This window comes from Ralstonia sp. SA306 (assembly GCF_054792405.1).
In genome coordinates this window covers 2,136,349-2,150,767 of sequence record NZ_CP096451.1, presented here as the reverse complement: position 1 = coordinate 2,150,767, position 14,419 = coordinate 2,136,349, and the positions used below count along the sequence as shown (strand labels likewise).

Annotated in this window: 13 protein-coding genes; 11 read left to right on the top strand and 2 right to left on the bottom strand. The window is 62.9% G+C overall.

All coding sequences use genetic code 11. The annotated features are described in order from the left end of the window. Positions 1-32 precede the first annotated feature (32 nt). Genes M1D44_RS10280 through M1D44_RS10260 form a run of 5 tightly spaced genes read left to right on the top strand, consistent with a single transcriptional unit; the run spans position 33 to position 3,005 of the window. Positions 33-818 (top strand): class II aldolase/adducin family protein, encoded by a 786-nt coding sequence (locus M1D44_RS10280; RefSeq protein WP_316853286.1) that lies wholly within the window; start codon positions 33-35, stop codon positions 816-818. A 49-nt stretch (positions 819-867) separates the two neighbouring features. Continuing rightward, a complete protein-coding gene (locus M1D44_RS10275) occupies positions 868-1,056 on the top strand; it encodes a 4-oxalocrotonate tautomerase (protein WP_004629375.1) in 189 nt (62 codons plus the stop codon). A 31-nt stretch (positions 1,057-1,087) separates the two neighbouring features. Continuing rightward, positions 1,088-2,134 carry a threonine aldolase family protein gene (locus tag M1D44_RS10270; protein WP_316853287.1) on the top strand — a complete coding sequence of 349 codons (1,047 nt, stop codon included), beginning with the start codon at positions 1,088-1,090 and terminating at the stop codon, positions 2,132-2,134. Between the two features lie 14 nt (positions 2,135-2,148). Continuing rightward, a complete protein-coding gene (locus M1D44_RS10265) occupies positions 2,149-2,730 on the top strand; it encodes an NUDIX hydrolase (protein WP_024976290.1) in 582 nt (193 codons plus the stop codon). A gap of 47 nt (positions 2,731-2,777) precedes the next feature. Further along, positions 2,778-3,005, top strand: a complete 228-nt coding sequence (locus tag M1D44_RS10260) for a sulfurtransferase TusA family protein (protein WP_024976289.1) — start codon at positions 2,778-2,780, stop codon at positions 3,003-3,005. Between the two features lie 93 nt (positions 3,006-3,098). On the opposite strand, the gene M1D44_RS10255 is transcribed toward M1D44_RS10260, so the two are convergent. Continuing rightward, positions 3,099-3,731: a LysE family translocator gene (locus tag M1D44_RS10255; RefSeq protein ID WP_112185461.1), complete on the bottom strand. Its 633-nt coding sequence runs from the start codon at positions 3,729-3,731 to the stop codon at positions 3,099-3,101. Positions 3,732-4,048: 317 nt separating this feature from the next. On the opposite strand from M1D44_RS10255, the gene M1D44_RS10250 reads away from it, so the two are divergent. The 4 genes from M1D44_RS10250 to M1D44_RS10235 all read left to right on the top strand — a co-directional run bounded on the left by M1D44_RS10250 (position 4,049) and on the right by M1D44_RS10235 (position 10,814). Further along, entirely contained in the window at positions 4,049-6,505 is a 2,457-nt protein-coding gene (locus M1D44_RS10250; RefSeq protein WP_316853288.1) for an ExeM/NucH family extracellular endonuclease, read from the top strand. Further along, entirely contained in the window at positions 6,493-7,089 is a 597-nt protein-coding gene (rrtA, locus tag M1D44_RS10245; protein WP_316853289.1) for a rhombosortase, read from the top strand. Before M1D44_RS10250 ends, rrtA begins: the two co-directional genes overlap by 13 nt. Before the next feature lie 338 nt (positions 7,090-7,427). After that, positions 7,428-9,884: an ATP-binding protein gene (locus M1D44_RS10240; RefSeq protein ID WP_316853290.1), complete on the top strand. Its 2,457-nt coding sequence runs from the start codon at positions 7,428-7,430 to the stop codon at positions 9,882-9,884. Positions 9,885-10,226: 342 nt separating this feature from the next. Then, complete coding sequence (locus tag M1D44_RS10235; RefSeq protein WP_112185457.1) at positions 10,227-10,814, top strand: fimbrial protein; 588 nt, start codon at positions 10,227-10,229, stop codon at positions 10,812-10,814. Here M1D44_RS10235 and M1D44_RS10230 read toward each other — a convergent pair. Further along, complete coding sequence (locus M1D44_RS10230; RefSeq protein ID WP_235193170.1) at positions 10,805-11,041, bottom strand: hypothetical protein; 237 nt, start codon at positions 11,039-11,041, stop codon at positions 10,805-10,807. The two genes, M1D44_RS10235 and M1D44_RS10230, sit on opposite strands and share 10 nt — an antisense overlap. On the opposite strand from M1D44_RS10230, the gene M1D44_RS10225 reads away from it, so the two are divergent. Together M1D44_RS10225 and M1D44_RS10220 are read left to right on the top strand one after the other, a co-directional pair. After that, the gene (locus M1D44_RS10225) at positions 11,028-11,648 is read left to right on the top strand and encodes a fimbria/pilus periplasmic chaperone (RefSeq protein WP_316853291.1); all 621 of its coding nucleotides are present in this window, start codon (positions 11,028-11,030) and stop codon (positions 11,646-11,648) included. The genes M1D44_RS10230 and M1D44_RS10225 overlap by 14 nt on opposite strands. Positions 11,649-11,863: 215 nt before the next feature. Beyond that, positions 11,864-14,320: a fimbria/pilus outer membrane usher protein gene (locus M1D44_RS10220; protein ID WP_316853292.1), complete on the top strand. Its 2,457-nt coding sequence runs from the start codon at positions 11,864-11,866 to the stop codon at positions 14,318-14,320. Positions 14,321-14,419 lie beyond the last annotated feature (99 nt).

The following is a 14,419-nucleotide window of genomic DNA, read 5'->3' as shown; positions in this document are numbered from 1 at the left end:
TTCTAGAATGCCTCCTCCATTGGAGGAGCCCCATGTCTTTTGCCCTGCGCCCCGATGCCGTCACGTCTGGCGGCGAAATGAGCCAGGCCGAGCGCGCGGTGCGCGTCGATCTTGCCGCCGCATATCGCCTGGCCGCGCTCAACGGTTGGGACGACCTTGTCTACACCCACCTGTCGGCCACCGTGCCGGGCGAGCCTGATCACTTCCTGATCAACGCGTTCGGCCTCGCGTTCGACGAGATCACCGCATCCAACCTGGTCAAGATCAATGGCCGCGGCCAGCTTGTCGGCGATTGGCCCGACGCAGCTACGCGTCCGTCCGTCAACGTGACGGGCTTCGCATTGCATGCCGCCGTGCACGCCGCCCGGCCCGACGCGCAGTGCGTGATCCATCTGCATAACACGGCCGGCATTGCCGTGTCGGCGCAAAAGCACGGGCTGCTGCCGTTGTCACAGCATGCGCTGCGGTTTCACCGGCGCATTGCGTATCACGATTACGAAGGGCTTGCCTTTACACCGGAAGAGGGCGGCCGCCTTACCGCATCGCTCGGCAGCCATTTCGCCATGTTGCTGCGCAATCACGGCACGCTCACCGTCGGCCGTACCGTGGCCGAGGCGCATGTGCTGATGGCCACGCTCATCAAGGCATGCGAGATCCAGATCCAGGCGCTGGCCGGCGGCGAGGTCGTCTTGCCCGCGCCGCAAGTGGCCGATCGCGCGGCGGAACAGCTCGAAGATGGCGGCGCCATTGAAGGCGTGATCGAGTGGCCGGCGCTCTTGCGCAAACTGGATAAAATCGACGCTTCGTATCGCGACTGACGCAACTGACGCGACTGTCGAAGCTACGCATTCAACCGGAGACACCCCCATGCCGACTTTCCATATCGAGATGTTCGAGGGCCGCAGCGTTGAGCAGAAGCGGAAGCTCGTCGAAGAGGTAACGCGCGTCACCTGCGAATCGCTGGGCTGCGCGCCGGGCGCCGTCGACATCATCATCACCGACATTAAGCGCGAGAACTGGGCCACCGGCGGCGTGCTGTGGTCCGAACAGAAGTAACCCGTCTTCCACTCACATTTGCCGGCCCGCCATGCAGCCCAAGCAGCATTTCGCCTCAGACAACTACGCGGGCTTCTGCCCGGAGTCTCTGAAGTATTTCCTGGAGGCCAACGGCAGCGGCCATGAGCCGGCCTATGGCGATGATTCCTGGACGCAGCGCGTATGCGACCGCATCCGCGATCTGTTCGAGACCGATTGCGAAGTCTTCTTCGTCTTCAACGGCACGGCAGCCAATTCGCTGGCGCTGTCGTCGCTGTGCCAGTCGTATCACTCGGTGATCTGCCACGAGCTGGCGCATATCGAAACGGACGAATGCGGTGGCCCTGAGTTTTTCTCCAACGGCTCAAAGCTGCTGACCGCCAAGGGCGAGAACGGCAAGCTCACGCCGGACGCGGTGGAAGCGCTCGTTACGCGGCGCTCGGATATCCACTACCCGAAGCCGAAGGTCGTTTCGCTGACGCAGTCGACGGAAGTCGGCACCGTCTACACCGTGGACGAGGTGCGGGCCATTGCCGCGATTGCCAAGCGTCGCCAGTTGCGCGTGCACATGGACGGCGCGCGTTTTGCCAACGCGGTGGCGTCGCTCGGCGTGCATCCGTCCGAGATCACGTGGCGCGCCGGCGTGGACGTGCTGTGCTTTGGCGGCACGAAGAACGGCCTGCCGGTCGGCGAGGCCGTGGTCTTCTTCGATCGTCGCCTGGCGGAAGACTTTGCCTATCGCGTCAAGCAGGCAGGGCAGTTGGCCTCGAAGATGCGATTCATCTCGGCACCTTGGCTGGGTTTGCTTGAAAACGACGTGTGGCTGCGCAACGCGCATCACGGCAATGCGATGGCGCAGCTTCTGCATGCGCGCATTGCCGATGTGCCGGGCGTGCGCATCATGTTTCCGACCGAATCGAACGCCGTGTTTGCCGAGTTGCCGGTGCCCGCCATCGAGGCGCTGCGTGCACGCGGCTGGCGTTTCTACACGTTCATTGGTGCCGGCGGCTGCCGCCTGATGTGCTCGTGGGATGTGGAGCCCGAGACGGTGGAAGCCTTCGCCGCCGACATCCGCACGGCCTGTGAGCAAGCTGTCTAACGCATCTCTCTGCCATGAGCTTCGACTACCGCTTCTGCCCCCAATGCGCCACGCCGCTCGTCGAGCAGCACAACGCCGGCCGCCTGCGCATCTCATGTCCGGTGCCGGACTGCGGCTTCGTCCACTGGAACAATCCGCTGCCGGTCTTGGCGGCGGTGGTCGAGTATCGCGGGCAGATGTTTCTGGCGCGCAATGCGCTATGGCCCGAAGGCATGTTTGCCCTCGTCACCGGCTTTCTGGAGCGAGATGAAACGCCTGAAGAAGGCATCGCCCGCGAGCTGAAGGAAGAGACGAACCTCGATGCACAGTCGATCTCGCTGATCGGCGTGTATGAGTTCATCCGCAAGAATGAGCTGATCATTGCGTACCACGTGGTGGCCGATGGCGAAATCGCGCTGTCGGAAGAACTCGTCGAGTACCGTCTGAAGCCGTTTGAGAAAGTCCGTCCCTGGACGGCCGGCACCGGTTATGCCGTCGCTGATTTCCTGAGTGCGCGCGGCTTGCCTGTCAGCTACATCGACATCCGCACCGGCGAACCCGCCGAGCCGCCGCCGCGCCAGTGGCAGCCGACACGGCTCGTTACAATCACGGAATAACTGATGCGAGCGGCGCTGCGCCGCTTGCCCGTACCACTGAGGAAGACATGGAGTTTCAGAAGGAAATCGACGCGCGCGGCCTGAATTGCCCGCTGCCCATCCTGCGCACGAAGAAGGCCCTTGCCGACATGCAAAGCGGCGACGTGCTCAAGATTCTTGCTACCGACCCCGGCGCCACGCGGGACTTCCAGGCATTCGCCAAGCAAACCGGCAACGAGCTGCTGGAGCACAGCGAGCAGGACAAAGTGTTCACGTTCTACATGCGCCGCCGCTGATCGGGTAGCGCGTTCAATGAAAACGGGGCGATCCGGTTTGGCCGGATCGCCCCGTTTTCATTGGCTGCGGATCGTTTCGCGAATGGGCGTGGCTTACTTGCGCGCTTCCATAGCCATGCGCAGCGCCAGGCTGGTCAGCACGGTGCCCATCAGGTAGCGCTGAACCGACAACCAGCTCGGCTTGCGAGAGAGGAATGCAGCGATGCTGCCCGCCGTGGCCGCGATCATCGAATTGACGGTCAAGCTTACGCAGATCTGCGTAAGCCCCAGGCACACCGACTGCACCAGCACGCTGCCGTGCGCCGGCTCGATGAACTGCGGCAGCAGCGACAGGTACAACACTGCCACCTTGGGATTGAGCATGCTGGTCAGCAAGCCCATCGTGTACAGCTTGCGCGGGCTGTCCACCGGCAGCTCCCGCACCTGAAATGGCGCGCGGCCACCCGGGCGCACGGCTTGCCACGCCAGATACAGCAGGTAGATCGCGCCGCCAAAGCGCAGGGCATCGTAGGCAAACGGCACGGCCATCAGCAAGGCTGTGATGCCGAACGCCGCGCACAGCATGTAGAAGACAAAGCCGGTGGCGATGCCCGCCAGCGACACCAACCCGGCGTTACGCCCCTGACAGATCGAACGCGAGATCAGGTAGATCATGTTCGGGCCGGGCGTCAGCACCATGCCGAGAGCAACCAGGGCAAAGGTGAGCAGGTTGGTGAGGGTAGGCATAGCGGGCTCGATGTCAGCGGCAAGGACGAAGAGCTTGCAGGCTAGCACCCGTCGCCAACCGCCCGACAGGTACAGAAAATCGCAAATTTCGGCAATTCTGTATTGGTCCTCCAAGGAGAGCCAACCGCGACCATTGGATAACGCATGCGGCGCATGCCTGGAAGCCATCGCGGGTTTTTCATTTTTTGGTGCGGGCAGGCTGGGGGGGGGGACAGCTTACAGAATGCTGAACCATCGGCGACCGCGCGCCATGTGTGTGTCATCGGCGTTGTTGAAGGTATGCCGAGATCATTCCTCCCCCTCATCCCCTGGTCCCCATGCGCCTGCATTTCCTCTTTCCCGCCGTGCTGTTCATGGCGTTGCCTGCACATGCTGAGCTTCTTATCAGCGAGTACGTAGAAGGCAGCTCGAACAACAAGGCCATCGAAATCTACAACCCTGATGGGGCAGAAGCCGATCTGTCGGTCTACAAGATCGAGCAGTACAACAATGGCGCCAGCACGCCCACCGCATCGTTTGCGCTCTCGGGCAAGCTGGCGCCGGGCTCTGTGCATGTGATGGCCCACAGCACGCTGGCCAGTGCGCTGGGCATCCGCGTCAACCAGACCGCGGCGTTCTCCTTCAACGGCGACGACGCGCTGACGCTCACGCGTTCCGGCGTCCTTGTGGATCGCATTGGGCAGGTCGGCTATCAACCGCCGTCCGGCTTCTGGGGTACGGCCAGCGCCGGCACCAAGGACCGCACGCTACGCCGCAAAGGCACGGTGAAGGCGGGCGACACAAACACTACCGCTGCCTTCGATCCATCCGTGCAATGGGATGCGTTCAACGTTGACGACTTCTCCGACCTTGGTCTGTACAACGGGCAGGGCACCGTCACGCCGCCACCCGCCGCTGCCGTGTGCGGTGCCGCTGCAACGCATCTTGCGGATGTGCAGGGCGCTGGCACAACTTCGCCGCTGGCCGGCCAGAACGTCGAGGTCGAAGCGGTCGTGACGGCCGACTACAGCGGCACCAACGGGTTCAACGGCTTCTTCGTGCAACAGCCCGACGCGCAGCGCCGAAGGCTGCCCGGCGTGTCGGAAGGGCTGTTCGTCTACGCGCCCGGCGTCACCGCCCGTGCAGGTGACCTCGTCCACCTTGTCGGCAAGGTGGAGGAGAAGTACGGCCAGACGCAATTGACGCTGGTCACCAACGGCATCGCAAGCTGCGCCAGCGGCAACAGCGTGACGCCGGTCGACGTGACACTGCCCGTGGCCGATGCCACGGCGCTCTCGGCGTATGAAGGGATGCTCGTGCGCCTGCCGCAGACGCTGACTGTGAGCGAAACGTACGAACTCGGACGCTATGGCAGCCTGCTCCTCAGCAACGGGCGCCTGCCATTGCCCACCAACGTGGCCCCACCCGGGACCGGCGCTGCGGCCCAGGCTGCAAGCAATGCCCTGAACCGCATCGTGCTTGACGATGGTTCCAATCAGCAGAATCCTGCCGGCGTGCGCTACCCGGCGCCGGGCCTGTCTGCGGCGAATTCCGTGCGCGCCGGCTATACCGTGAGCGGTGTGCAGGGCGTGCCGGAAATGCGCTACAACGCATGGCGCCTGCAGCCTGTGCCGGGCGCGGCCGCACCGGCTTTCAATGCCGCCACGAACCCGCGTGCGGGTGCACCTGCACGCCATGCCCAAGCTGATGTGCGCGTCGCCTCGTTCAACGTACTGAACTACTTCAACGGTGACGGCAAAGGTGCCGGCTTCGATGGGCCGACCAACCGCGGCGCCAAGACACAGGCCGAGTTCGAACGCCAGGAAGCCAAGATCGTCGCCGCTATCCGCGCCATCAATGCCGATGTGGTCGGCCTGATGGAAATCGAGAATGACGGCTACGGTGAACTCGGCGCCATCCGCCGCCTGACGAGCCAGCTCGGCGCCGACTGGCGCTATGTCGATCCTGGCGTGCCGAAGCTGGGCAGCGATGCGATTACGGTGGCGATCGTCTACAACAGCCGCACCGTGGAGCCTGTAGGGGTGCCGGCCACGCTTGCCATCGACAACAAGAACCGCCAGCCGCTGGCGCGCAGCTTCCGACGCATCGGCGGCGCGCAGAACTTCACCGTGGTCGTCAATCACCTGAAGTCCAAGGGCTGCACCGGCACAACCGGTAAGGACGCCGACCAGGGCGACGGCCAGAGCTGCTGGAACCCCACCCGGGTGCGTGCTGCCGGTCTGATCGCCGACTGGCTGGCGACCTCGCCAACCGGTGTGACCGACGTAGGCAAGCTTCTCATCGGCGACCTCAACAGCTATGCCAAGGAAGATCCAGTCTTGCTGCTTGCCGACAGGGGATACGCCGACATGGTGGAGAAGTTCATTGGCAGGGATGCCTACAGCTATGTCTACGGCGGCGAATCCGGCTACATCGACCATGCGCTTGCCACCTCCGGCCTGGCCAAGCGTGTACGCGCCGTGCACGAGTGGCACATCAACGCCGACGAACCGATTGCGTTGGAATACGCATTCGCATACAAGAGCGCCGAGCAGCAACAGACCTTCTATGCGCCGGACGCGTATCGCTCGTCGGATCACGATCCGGTGCTCGTCGACCTCGCGCTCAATACGGAGGCTGCAGGTGGCGGCACTGCCCCCGAAAACGATGTTGCTACGGGTAGCGGCCCTGGCAGTGCCGGGGAATCGGGCGCCGGTGCGGTAGATCCGCTGATCGGGCTCGTGCTGGGGGGCGGTGTGGTGGCCCTGGTGTGGCGTCGCGCGTGGCGCGCCTGAGCATCCTGACACTTCGCCGTCCAGCGTGGTGGTTGCGCGGGCGAGTGCATCCCGGCTTCCTTGCGGCGGCGCTGTTGATGCTTGCCTTGCAGGCCGGCGGTGTCACGATCGCGGACACGCTGCGCTACGAGCGCGCCGCTATCGCGTCTGGTGAAGTCTGGCGGCTGATCTCCGGCCACTTCGTCCATTTCAACTGGGCGCATTGCCTGCTCAATGTCGGTGGTCTCATCGTGCTGGCGGTCATCCTTCCCGCGTCGCTATGCGTGTGGCGCTGCTGCCTGTGGCTTGCGGCGTCGATCGGTCTCGTGCTTTTTCTCGCGCTGCCCGGGCTGCAGCACTATGCCGGGTTCTCGGGCATCGCATACGGTCTCGCCGTGGTCGCGTTGCTGCCACGTGTGCCTGATGAGCCGATTGCGGCCCTCGTGCTATTTGCGCTCGTGGCACGGGCGCTCTGGCAGTGGCTCGACACTGGCAACGCCGATGCGATGCCATGGTTGGGAGCGCCGCCGCTTGCCGCTGCGCATCTGGCCGGGCTGGCGGCCGGCGCGCTATTGCTTTGCACCGAGCGCTGGACGCTCGCTTGAGCGTCATGTCCGTCGAGGTGCTGGGGATGTCAACAAAAAGAAGTCGATCCGCGAACCGGCCCAAGGAGCCCTGCAGCGGAGGCAAGGTCGATATGAAAGAGGGCCGCCACGCCGCAGCCATGCAGGCGAGAGCGGCGTGGCGAGGATCAGGAGATGCGCCGTTGCCGGCGCGTGGCTGCGTCAGAAGAGGTGACGCAGGCCGAGGGTCGCCCCGGTCTGGATCCACGTGCCCGCCAGGTGAACTTTCCAGCGCTCCGGGCTTTGGACTGAATTAAGCTTCTGAATTGGCAAGATCGGCAACATCGCGAGCGCGACGCGCCGATGCAATCGATTCCGATATGGAAACTGGGGATGATGTGAACAATGTAGCGGCGGCGGTGCGCGCGCTGATCTTGGGCGTATGGCTTGGCTTGATGTCCGCCGGCAGCCACGCGGCCGAGACTTCGCTATTCACACCGGAAGAGCATGCCTGGATTGCCGCGCATCCGGTGGTACGTACGTGCGTCGACGCGCACTGGCGTCCGTTCGAGTTTGTCAAAGCCGGCAAGGCCGCCGGCATGGTTCCATCGTTCCTCGACGCGGTTGCCCATCTGAGCGGGCTGCGTTTCGAATATGTGGACGGTGCGTGCTGGAACGGCTCGATGGCTGCATTGAAGCTGGGCCAAGTTGACATGCTGCCGGACTGGAGCAAGGACGAAACCGTAGCACCGTACCGGGACGGCTTCATCGCGAGTACGCCGTACTATGTCGGGACAATCGCAATCGTTACAGCGGAGCAGGAAAACCTGTTTGCCAGTTTTTCGCAATTGTCCGGCAAACGGGTCGCGATCAAGGGCGGCGGCGGACTTGAACTCGCTATCCTCCGCAGCACTGTCCCGGTGAAGTTGGTGACGTTTCAAAACGAGTCCGAGGCGTTGCAGGCGGTTGTTGATGGCGATGCCGACGCCGCACTCGGGACGGACGCATCGATCGTTCCACAACTGCACCGGCAGTTCAAGGGCCAGCTGTTCCTCTCAGGCAGCATCTGGGACCGGCCCTATGCGTTGACGATGGTCACGCGCGATGACAATCCCGTGCTTGCATCGATTCTCGATAAATCGCTGACCGCCATTTCGGCGTCCGATGCTGACGCGATCAGGCAGCGATGGCAAGAGACAACCGACTACGGCGCGCCGTCGCTCGCGTCGATCCTGCATTACCGCTGGCGGCAGGTCGCCCTCGTTGCGGGCGTCGTTCTGGCCTTTGCGGTGCTGGCGTATGTGCTATGGCGCGCGCGTATTGCTGCCGTGCGCAGCGAGCGCGACAAGGCGATGTTCCTTGCGTTCATCAGCCACGAAATCCGCACGCCGATGCACACCATTCTTGCTTCGCTGGAGCTGCTGCAGCGCTCGCAGTTGACCGGTCAGCAAGCCAGCCGTGCGGACGCCGCCGTCTCGGCATCGGAAACACTCTTGGCTCTGCTCGACGATGTCCTCGAATACTCGCGCCTGGAGTCCCGCACCGTGACACTCGCGCTCCGGCCAACGATGATCGGACCCTGGGCGGAGCAGACGCTTGGCATGGTGCGTTGGCGCTCCGAAGACAAGGCGCTGGCGCTGTCACTCGATCTTGCCTGTGCACCCGACTTCAGCGTGGACATCGATGCCATGCGCGTGCGGCAGATCGTTTTGAATCTGCTGGTGAACGCGATCAAATTCACCACGGCCGGCAAGGTTGTTTTCCGCGTCGACTATCTGCCCGGAAAACGACGCGGTACCGGAACGCTCGTACTCGAGGTAAGAGACACGGGGATGGGCATTCCTCCGGAGCGCCAGCGGAACATTTTCGAACCTTATTCACGCGTGGAAAGCCCGGGCAATCGCGGTGCCAGCGGCAGTGGGCTGGGCTTGTCGATCTGCCGCGAACTGGTCGAGCTGATGGAGGGCGTGATCACCGTCAGCAGCAGCCCGGAGGTCGGCACGGTGTTCACCGTCATGTTGCCGACACGCGAGGCGCATACAGAGGCGGCGTTGGCGAAGACTGCAGGAAAGTCGTTGGCGTCTGTGGCCCCCGCGATATCGTCTCCCAGGGCGCAAAAGCCGCAGTCTCCGGAATCGAAAGAGGGCCCGCTTGTCCTCGTGGTCGATGATCACGAGGCGGTGCAACATGCGATTCAGCATCAGCTGGACGCACTGGCTTGCCGGTCTGCCATTGCCGGCACCGGCGAGGCGGCGCTCGAACAGTTTGCGTCAGCAGCGTTTGACATGGTGCTGCTCGACTGCAACCTGCCAGGCATTGACGGATATACCGTCGCGCAACGCATGCGAGAAATCGAGCACCAGCGCGGAGGCGAGCGCACGCCGATTGTCGCCATCTCCGCTGCAACAGACGACGCGCACCGTGTGCGGTGTTTCGACAGCGGCATGGACGGTGTTCTGGGCAAGCCATTGCGTCTGGCCGCGTTACGGGAACTGATCGAGCTCTGGTGTGCTCATGGCGATTCCGGCTCCAACGCGGAGTCAATGGAACACGACGTGGCGCCGGCGGTTGACGTGCTTGCGATCTATCGGCAGACCATGAAGACCGATCTTGAGATGCTTGCTCAGGGCCTCGCCAACCGCAACATTGAGCAGGCACGTCGAGCGGCTCATCGAATTTCCGGTGCTGCCGCCGTTGTGGACGATCTGCAGACGCGCAGCTTGGCAAGTGAGTTGGAGCGGCGTCTTTCGGACTCGCCCGGCGACATCACCGCAGACATGCAGGCTCTCTTGGCGGAAATCCAATCCTTGCACGGGGCGGATACTCCCAACGCTTGATCTCCCTCCCCGGGGGCGAGCAGCCTCGTCCTGATCCGACGCCCCCACATGCGCTGCCCGATTCTCTTGCGGCAGCGTGGCGCCTTGTCCTGCCTCAAGGTCTCCATCTCGAGCGCTTGGCCGGTTGATCCGCTGCGTTCATAGCGAGATGGCCTCTGCACGTCAGATGCCCAAGGCGGAGGACGCGCGAAACATCTGCGTCCATCTCGCACCGCTTTTCAGAGCAGTCTGATATGGCACCGCGAATCGCGCTGGAATACTTGCGCCTGCCTTCTTCGATAGGCATTTGTTCTCGACCAATCCGGCACGTTCGTGCCCCGGATTCAATCAAAGGGTAAGTCAATGAAAGCAAAACTGTTCCTGGCTGGCGTCGCCATGTCTGCTCTGTCGGCCGCTGCAATGGCACAGACGACGCCCACGTCGGTGGATGGCGTCATCAACTTCCAAGGCACGATTGTCAGTGACACCTGCAAGGTGTCGTCGGCGACGGGTGACGCGGGCACCATCAACGTGGACATGGGCACCATTGCCGCTGACGACATCGGTACGGTGGCGGCACCGAAGCGCCTGGCGAGCGGTGCCGGCTCGGCAAATTTCGACGTGGTGTGCAAGACGGGCGCCAAGGTCAGCATGAAGTTTGCCGGCAAGACGGCTGAATTGAGCGCCGACAAGAAGACGCTGCGCGTGAACAACGGCAACACCTCTGCTGGCTTCGCCCAGGGCGTGGGCATTGCCGTGTACGAAGGTACGGGCGCCAGCGCAACCGCGTTCGACCTGAGCAGCGGCAATCTCCTGGCACAGACCGCCCTGCCCGCAGAAGGCGGTGCAATCAACGTGCGTTTCGCTGCGGCATACGTGGCCCCGGACGCTGCCCTGATCAAGCCCGGCATTGCCAACGCAAGCCTGCCGTTCACGCTGAGCTACGAGTAAGCCAAACGCCGGCCGATCTGGCTGGCATCAATCGGCAGCGGAGCTTTAGCCGCTGCCGCCTCTTTCTCTTCACGGGCACTTCCGGATATGAAAGCAAAACGATTCGCCGCTGGCGCGGCGTTGGCGTGCGCGCTGGCAGCGTCCGCGAGCCACGCCGCCGTTTCCTTGAATGCCACACGGGTGATCTTCGAGGGCAAAAACAAAGAAAGCTCCGTGGTGGTCAGCAATGATGGCGGCGAAGCGCTCATTCAATCCTGGCTGGACCCACTCGATGATGCTGCCAATGCGCAATTGCCGTTCGCCATCACCCCGCCGCTGGCCAAGGTGGGCGCGAAGCAGCAGCAACTGCTGCGTGTGCTGTACGAGGGCGTGGGTATGCCGTCTGATCGCGAGTCTGCGTTCTGGCTGAACGTGCAAGAGATTCCCCAGGCGGCCAACAACGACAACGTGTTGCAGCTTGCCGTGCGCCAGCGCATCAAGGTGTTCTATCGACCGGCTGGATTGGCGGGCGACCCTCAGAAGGCACCTGCAAGCCTGCAGTGGCAACTGAATCAGGACGCAGGTAAAGCCACGCTCCGTCTGAGCAATCCGAGTCTCTATCACGTGACGGTGGTGGACGCCAAGCTGCGCGTTGGCGGCGCGGAGCATACCGTTGTGGACGCCAACATGATCGCGCCCGGTTCGACACTGGCGCTGCCGATCACGCTGCCCGGTGGCCAGACGGCCGCACCGGAACTGCACTACGAAATCATCAACGACTACGGCGGCCGTGAAAGCTTCCGCGTCGTCCTGCACGGCAACCAGTTGAGCACACCGGTTCCCGCCGGTAACTGATTGAGCCGGTGGGTTCGATCAGCCAACCCGCATGGGTTGGTGTAGCCCGCACCCTTTCGTAGCGGAGCTTGCCTATGTGACACCTCCGATTCTCAAAGCCCGAAGCGAGCATTGCGATGTCTAAACGCCCGACCACCAAACGTTTTCCCAGAAAGACCGGCGGAAAAGCGCTCGCGGCTCGCCCCATTGCGACGCCGATGTATCTGGCGTTGTGTTTGGCATTGTTCAACAGTGCGCACGCGGCTGAAGGCGACATGCTGGTGGCGCAGGCAGACCCGACGCTCCTTGCGTTCAACACCAACTTCTTGCATGGCGAAGGCCGCCCGGCCGACTTGAGCGCTGTGCTGTCTTTAGGCAACAGCGTGCCGCCTGGCACATACCGCGTCGAGGTGCAGGTGAATGGCGACCTCGTCGGCCGCCGCGACATCGATTTCCATCAGGACGGCGGAAAGGTCCGTCCGTGCCTAACCGCCCGGATGCTGCACGATGTGGGCGTCAATCTCGGTGCCATCACGCCGCCACTGGATGTGCAGAGCCAAGCGTGTATCGACTTGCCTCGGCTAATGGATCAAGCGGCCGTCGATTTCGACTCGGGCCGATTGCGGCTTAACCTGAGCATTCCGCAGGCATTCCTGTCACGTGCAGCGCGTGGCTATGTGGATCCGGCCTTGTGGGACGAGGGTGTTACCGCTGGCTACGTCAACTACCAGTTCAGCGGAACCTACGGCCATGGGCGCATCGGCAAGGACAGCAGCAGTTATTACTTGGGGTTGCAGAACGGTGTAAACATTGGCCGCTGGCGCCTGCGCAATGAATCGACGCTGAGCGGCAGCAACGACGGTCAGACACGTTTCCAGAGCAACCGCACGCTGGTGCAGCGTGACCTTGACGCTATCAAGGGCCAACTGACGCTCGGTGAGCAGTACTCTGATTCCACCCTGTTCGACAGTGTGCGATTTCGCGGCGTGCAAGTCAGCTCAGACGACGCCATGCTGCCCGATAGCGAACGCGGTTATGCACCGGTTGTTCGCGGGCAGGCGGCGACCAACGCCGTTGTGGAAGTGCGTCAGAGTGGCTACGTGCTCTACCGTGCCAACGTACCGCCGGGCCCGTTTCAACTGACTGACATTTTTCCGTCCGGCTCCAACGGCGATCTGGAAATCACCGTCATTGAGGCCGATGGCACCAAGCGCGTCACCCACCAGGCGTTCTCCAGCTTGCCCCTGATGCTCCGCAAGGGGCGCCTGAAGTACAGCTTTGCTGCGGGTCGGTACGATGGTGAGCAAGACACGTCGCCCAATCTGGTCAGTGGGTCACTGGTCTATGGCCTGACCGACAACAGCACGGTGGCGGGAGGCTTGCAGGTCGCGCGTGACTTCCAGGCCGTCAACGTGGGCGTTGGTACAAACACCCCGATCGGCGCGCTGTCGTTGGACATCACACAATCAAGCAGCCGTGCGCAGGGCAAGCGCGACACAGGGCAGAGCGTACGTATCCTGTATGCCAAGACCTTCACACGCACCAACACCAATTTCACGCTCGCCGCCTATCGCTACTCGACCTCGGGCTATCGCACGTTCAACGACCACGTCAACGACGTGAACAACGCTGGGGGCATCCAGTCCGGCCGTAGCCGCTCCCGCATTGACTTGACGACCAGCCAGGATCTTGGCGGCCCCGAGCGCAAGTACGGCAGCGTCTACCTGAACGTCAGCCAGCAAACCTATTGGAATCAGCCGGGATCCAGCCGCAGTGTCAGTGTGGGCTACGGAAACACCTGGAAGCAGCTGAGCTACAACCTGAGCCTGAGCCAGACCAAGGACACGCGCTTTGGTGGTTACGGCAACAACACGCAGGTCATGCTCACGATGTCGGTTCCGCTCGGCGGCAAGCTTTACTCCCCGCGCGCCTATACCAACGTCAGCCATGACAGCAACGGCAGCACGAACATTCAGAGCGGCCTCAATGGCTTCGTGACGGACAAAACGTCGTACGCCGTGCAGGCCGGTTACACAAACGGTGGGCGCGGCGCTACGGGCGGGGCAAGCATCACCCACGACGCCGATGCGGGGCAGCTTTCGGCCAACGTCAACGTGGCACAGGACTACCAGTCCGCCAGCATGAGTGCCATGGGCGCGGTAGTGGTGCATGGCGGCGGCGTCAACCTGAGCCGTACTGTTGGGGACACCTTTGCGCTGATGAAGATGGAGGGCATCAAGGGCACGGACGTTCGCACCGAAGGCGGTATTCCAGTCAGTCGCAATGGCTACGCGGTGGTGACTTTTGCGCAGCCGTACCGCTTGAACGCACTGCGTCCTGACACGCATAACCTGGGTGCCGACGTCGAGCTCGAAGATACGGTCAAACAGGTGGTGCCACGCCGTGGTGCCATCGTGCAGGCAACCTTCCGCGGGGTCAGCGGACGGCGTGCCCAGTTCGCGCTGCAACTGGCGGATGGCAAGCCGGTGCCATTCGGCGCCAACGTGGAAGACGCGCAAACGGGTAAGCAGCTTGGCATCGCAGACCCCGCCGGCAAGGCATTCGTCCTTCTGCAAGAGGAAAAAGGCACGTTGACCGTGAAGTGGAAAGACGGCCAGTGTCAGGCGCCCTACGCGTTGTCCGAGGCGCAGGCGGGGCAGAACTATCAGCGACAAACGCTGCATTGCCGCTAGCGATCCACAGGACCGGTGCCGGCATCCGGACATCGCAGTGCTTCGTCGATTGCGCCAGCGGGCGTTTCTGTTCAGATACCGCCTTGTACTCGCACTGCC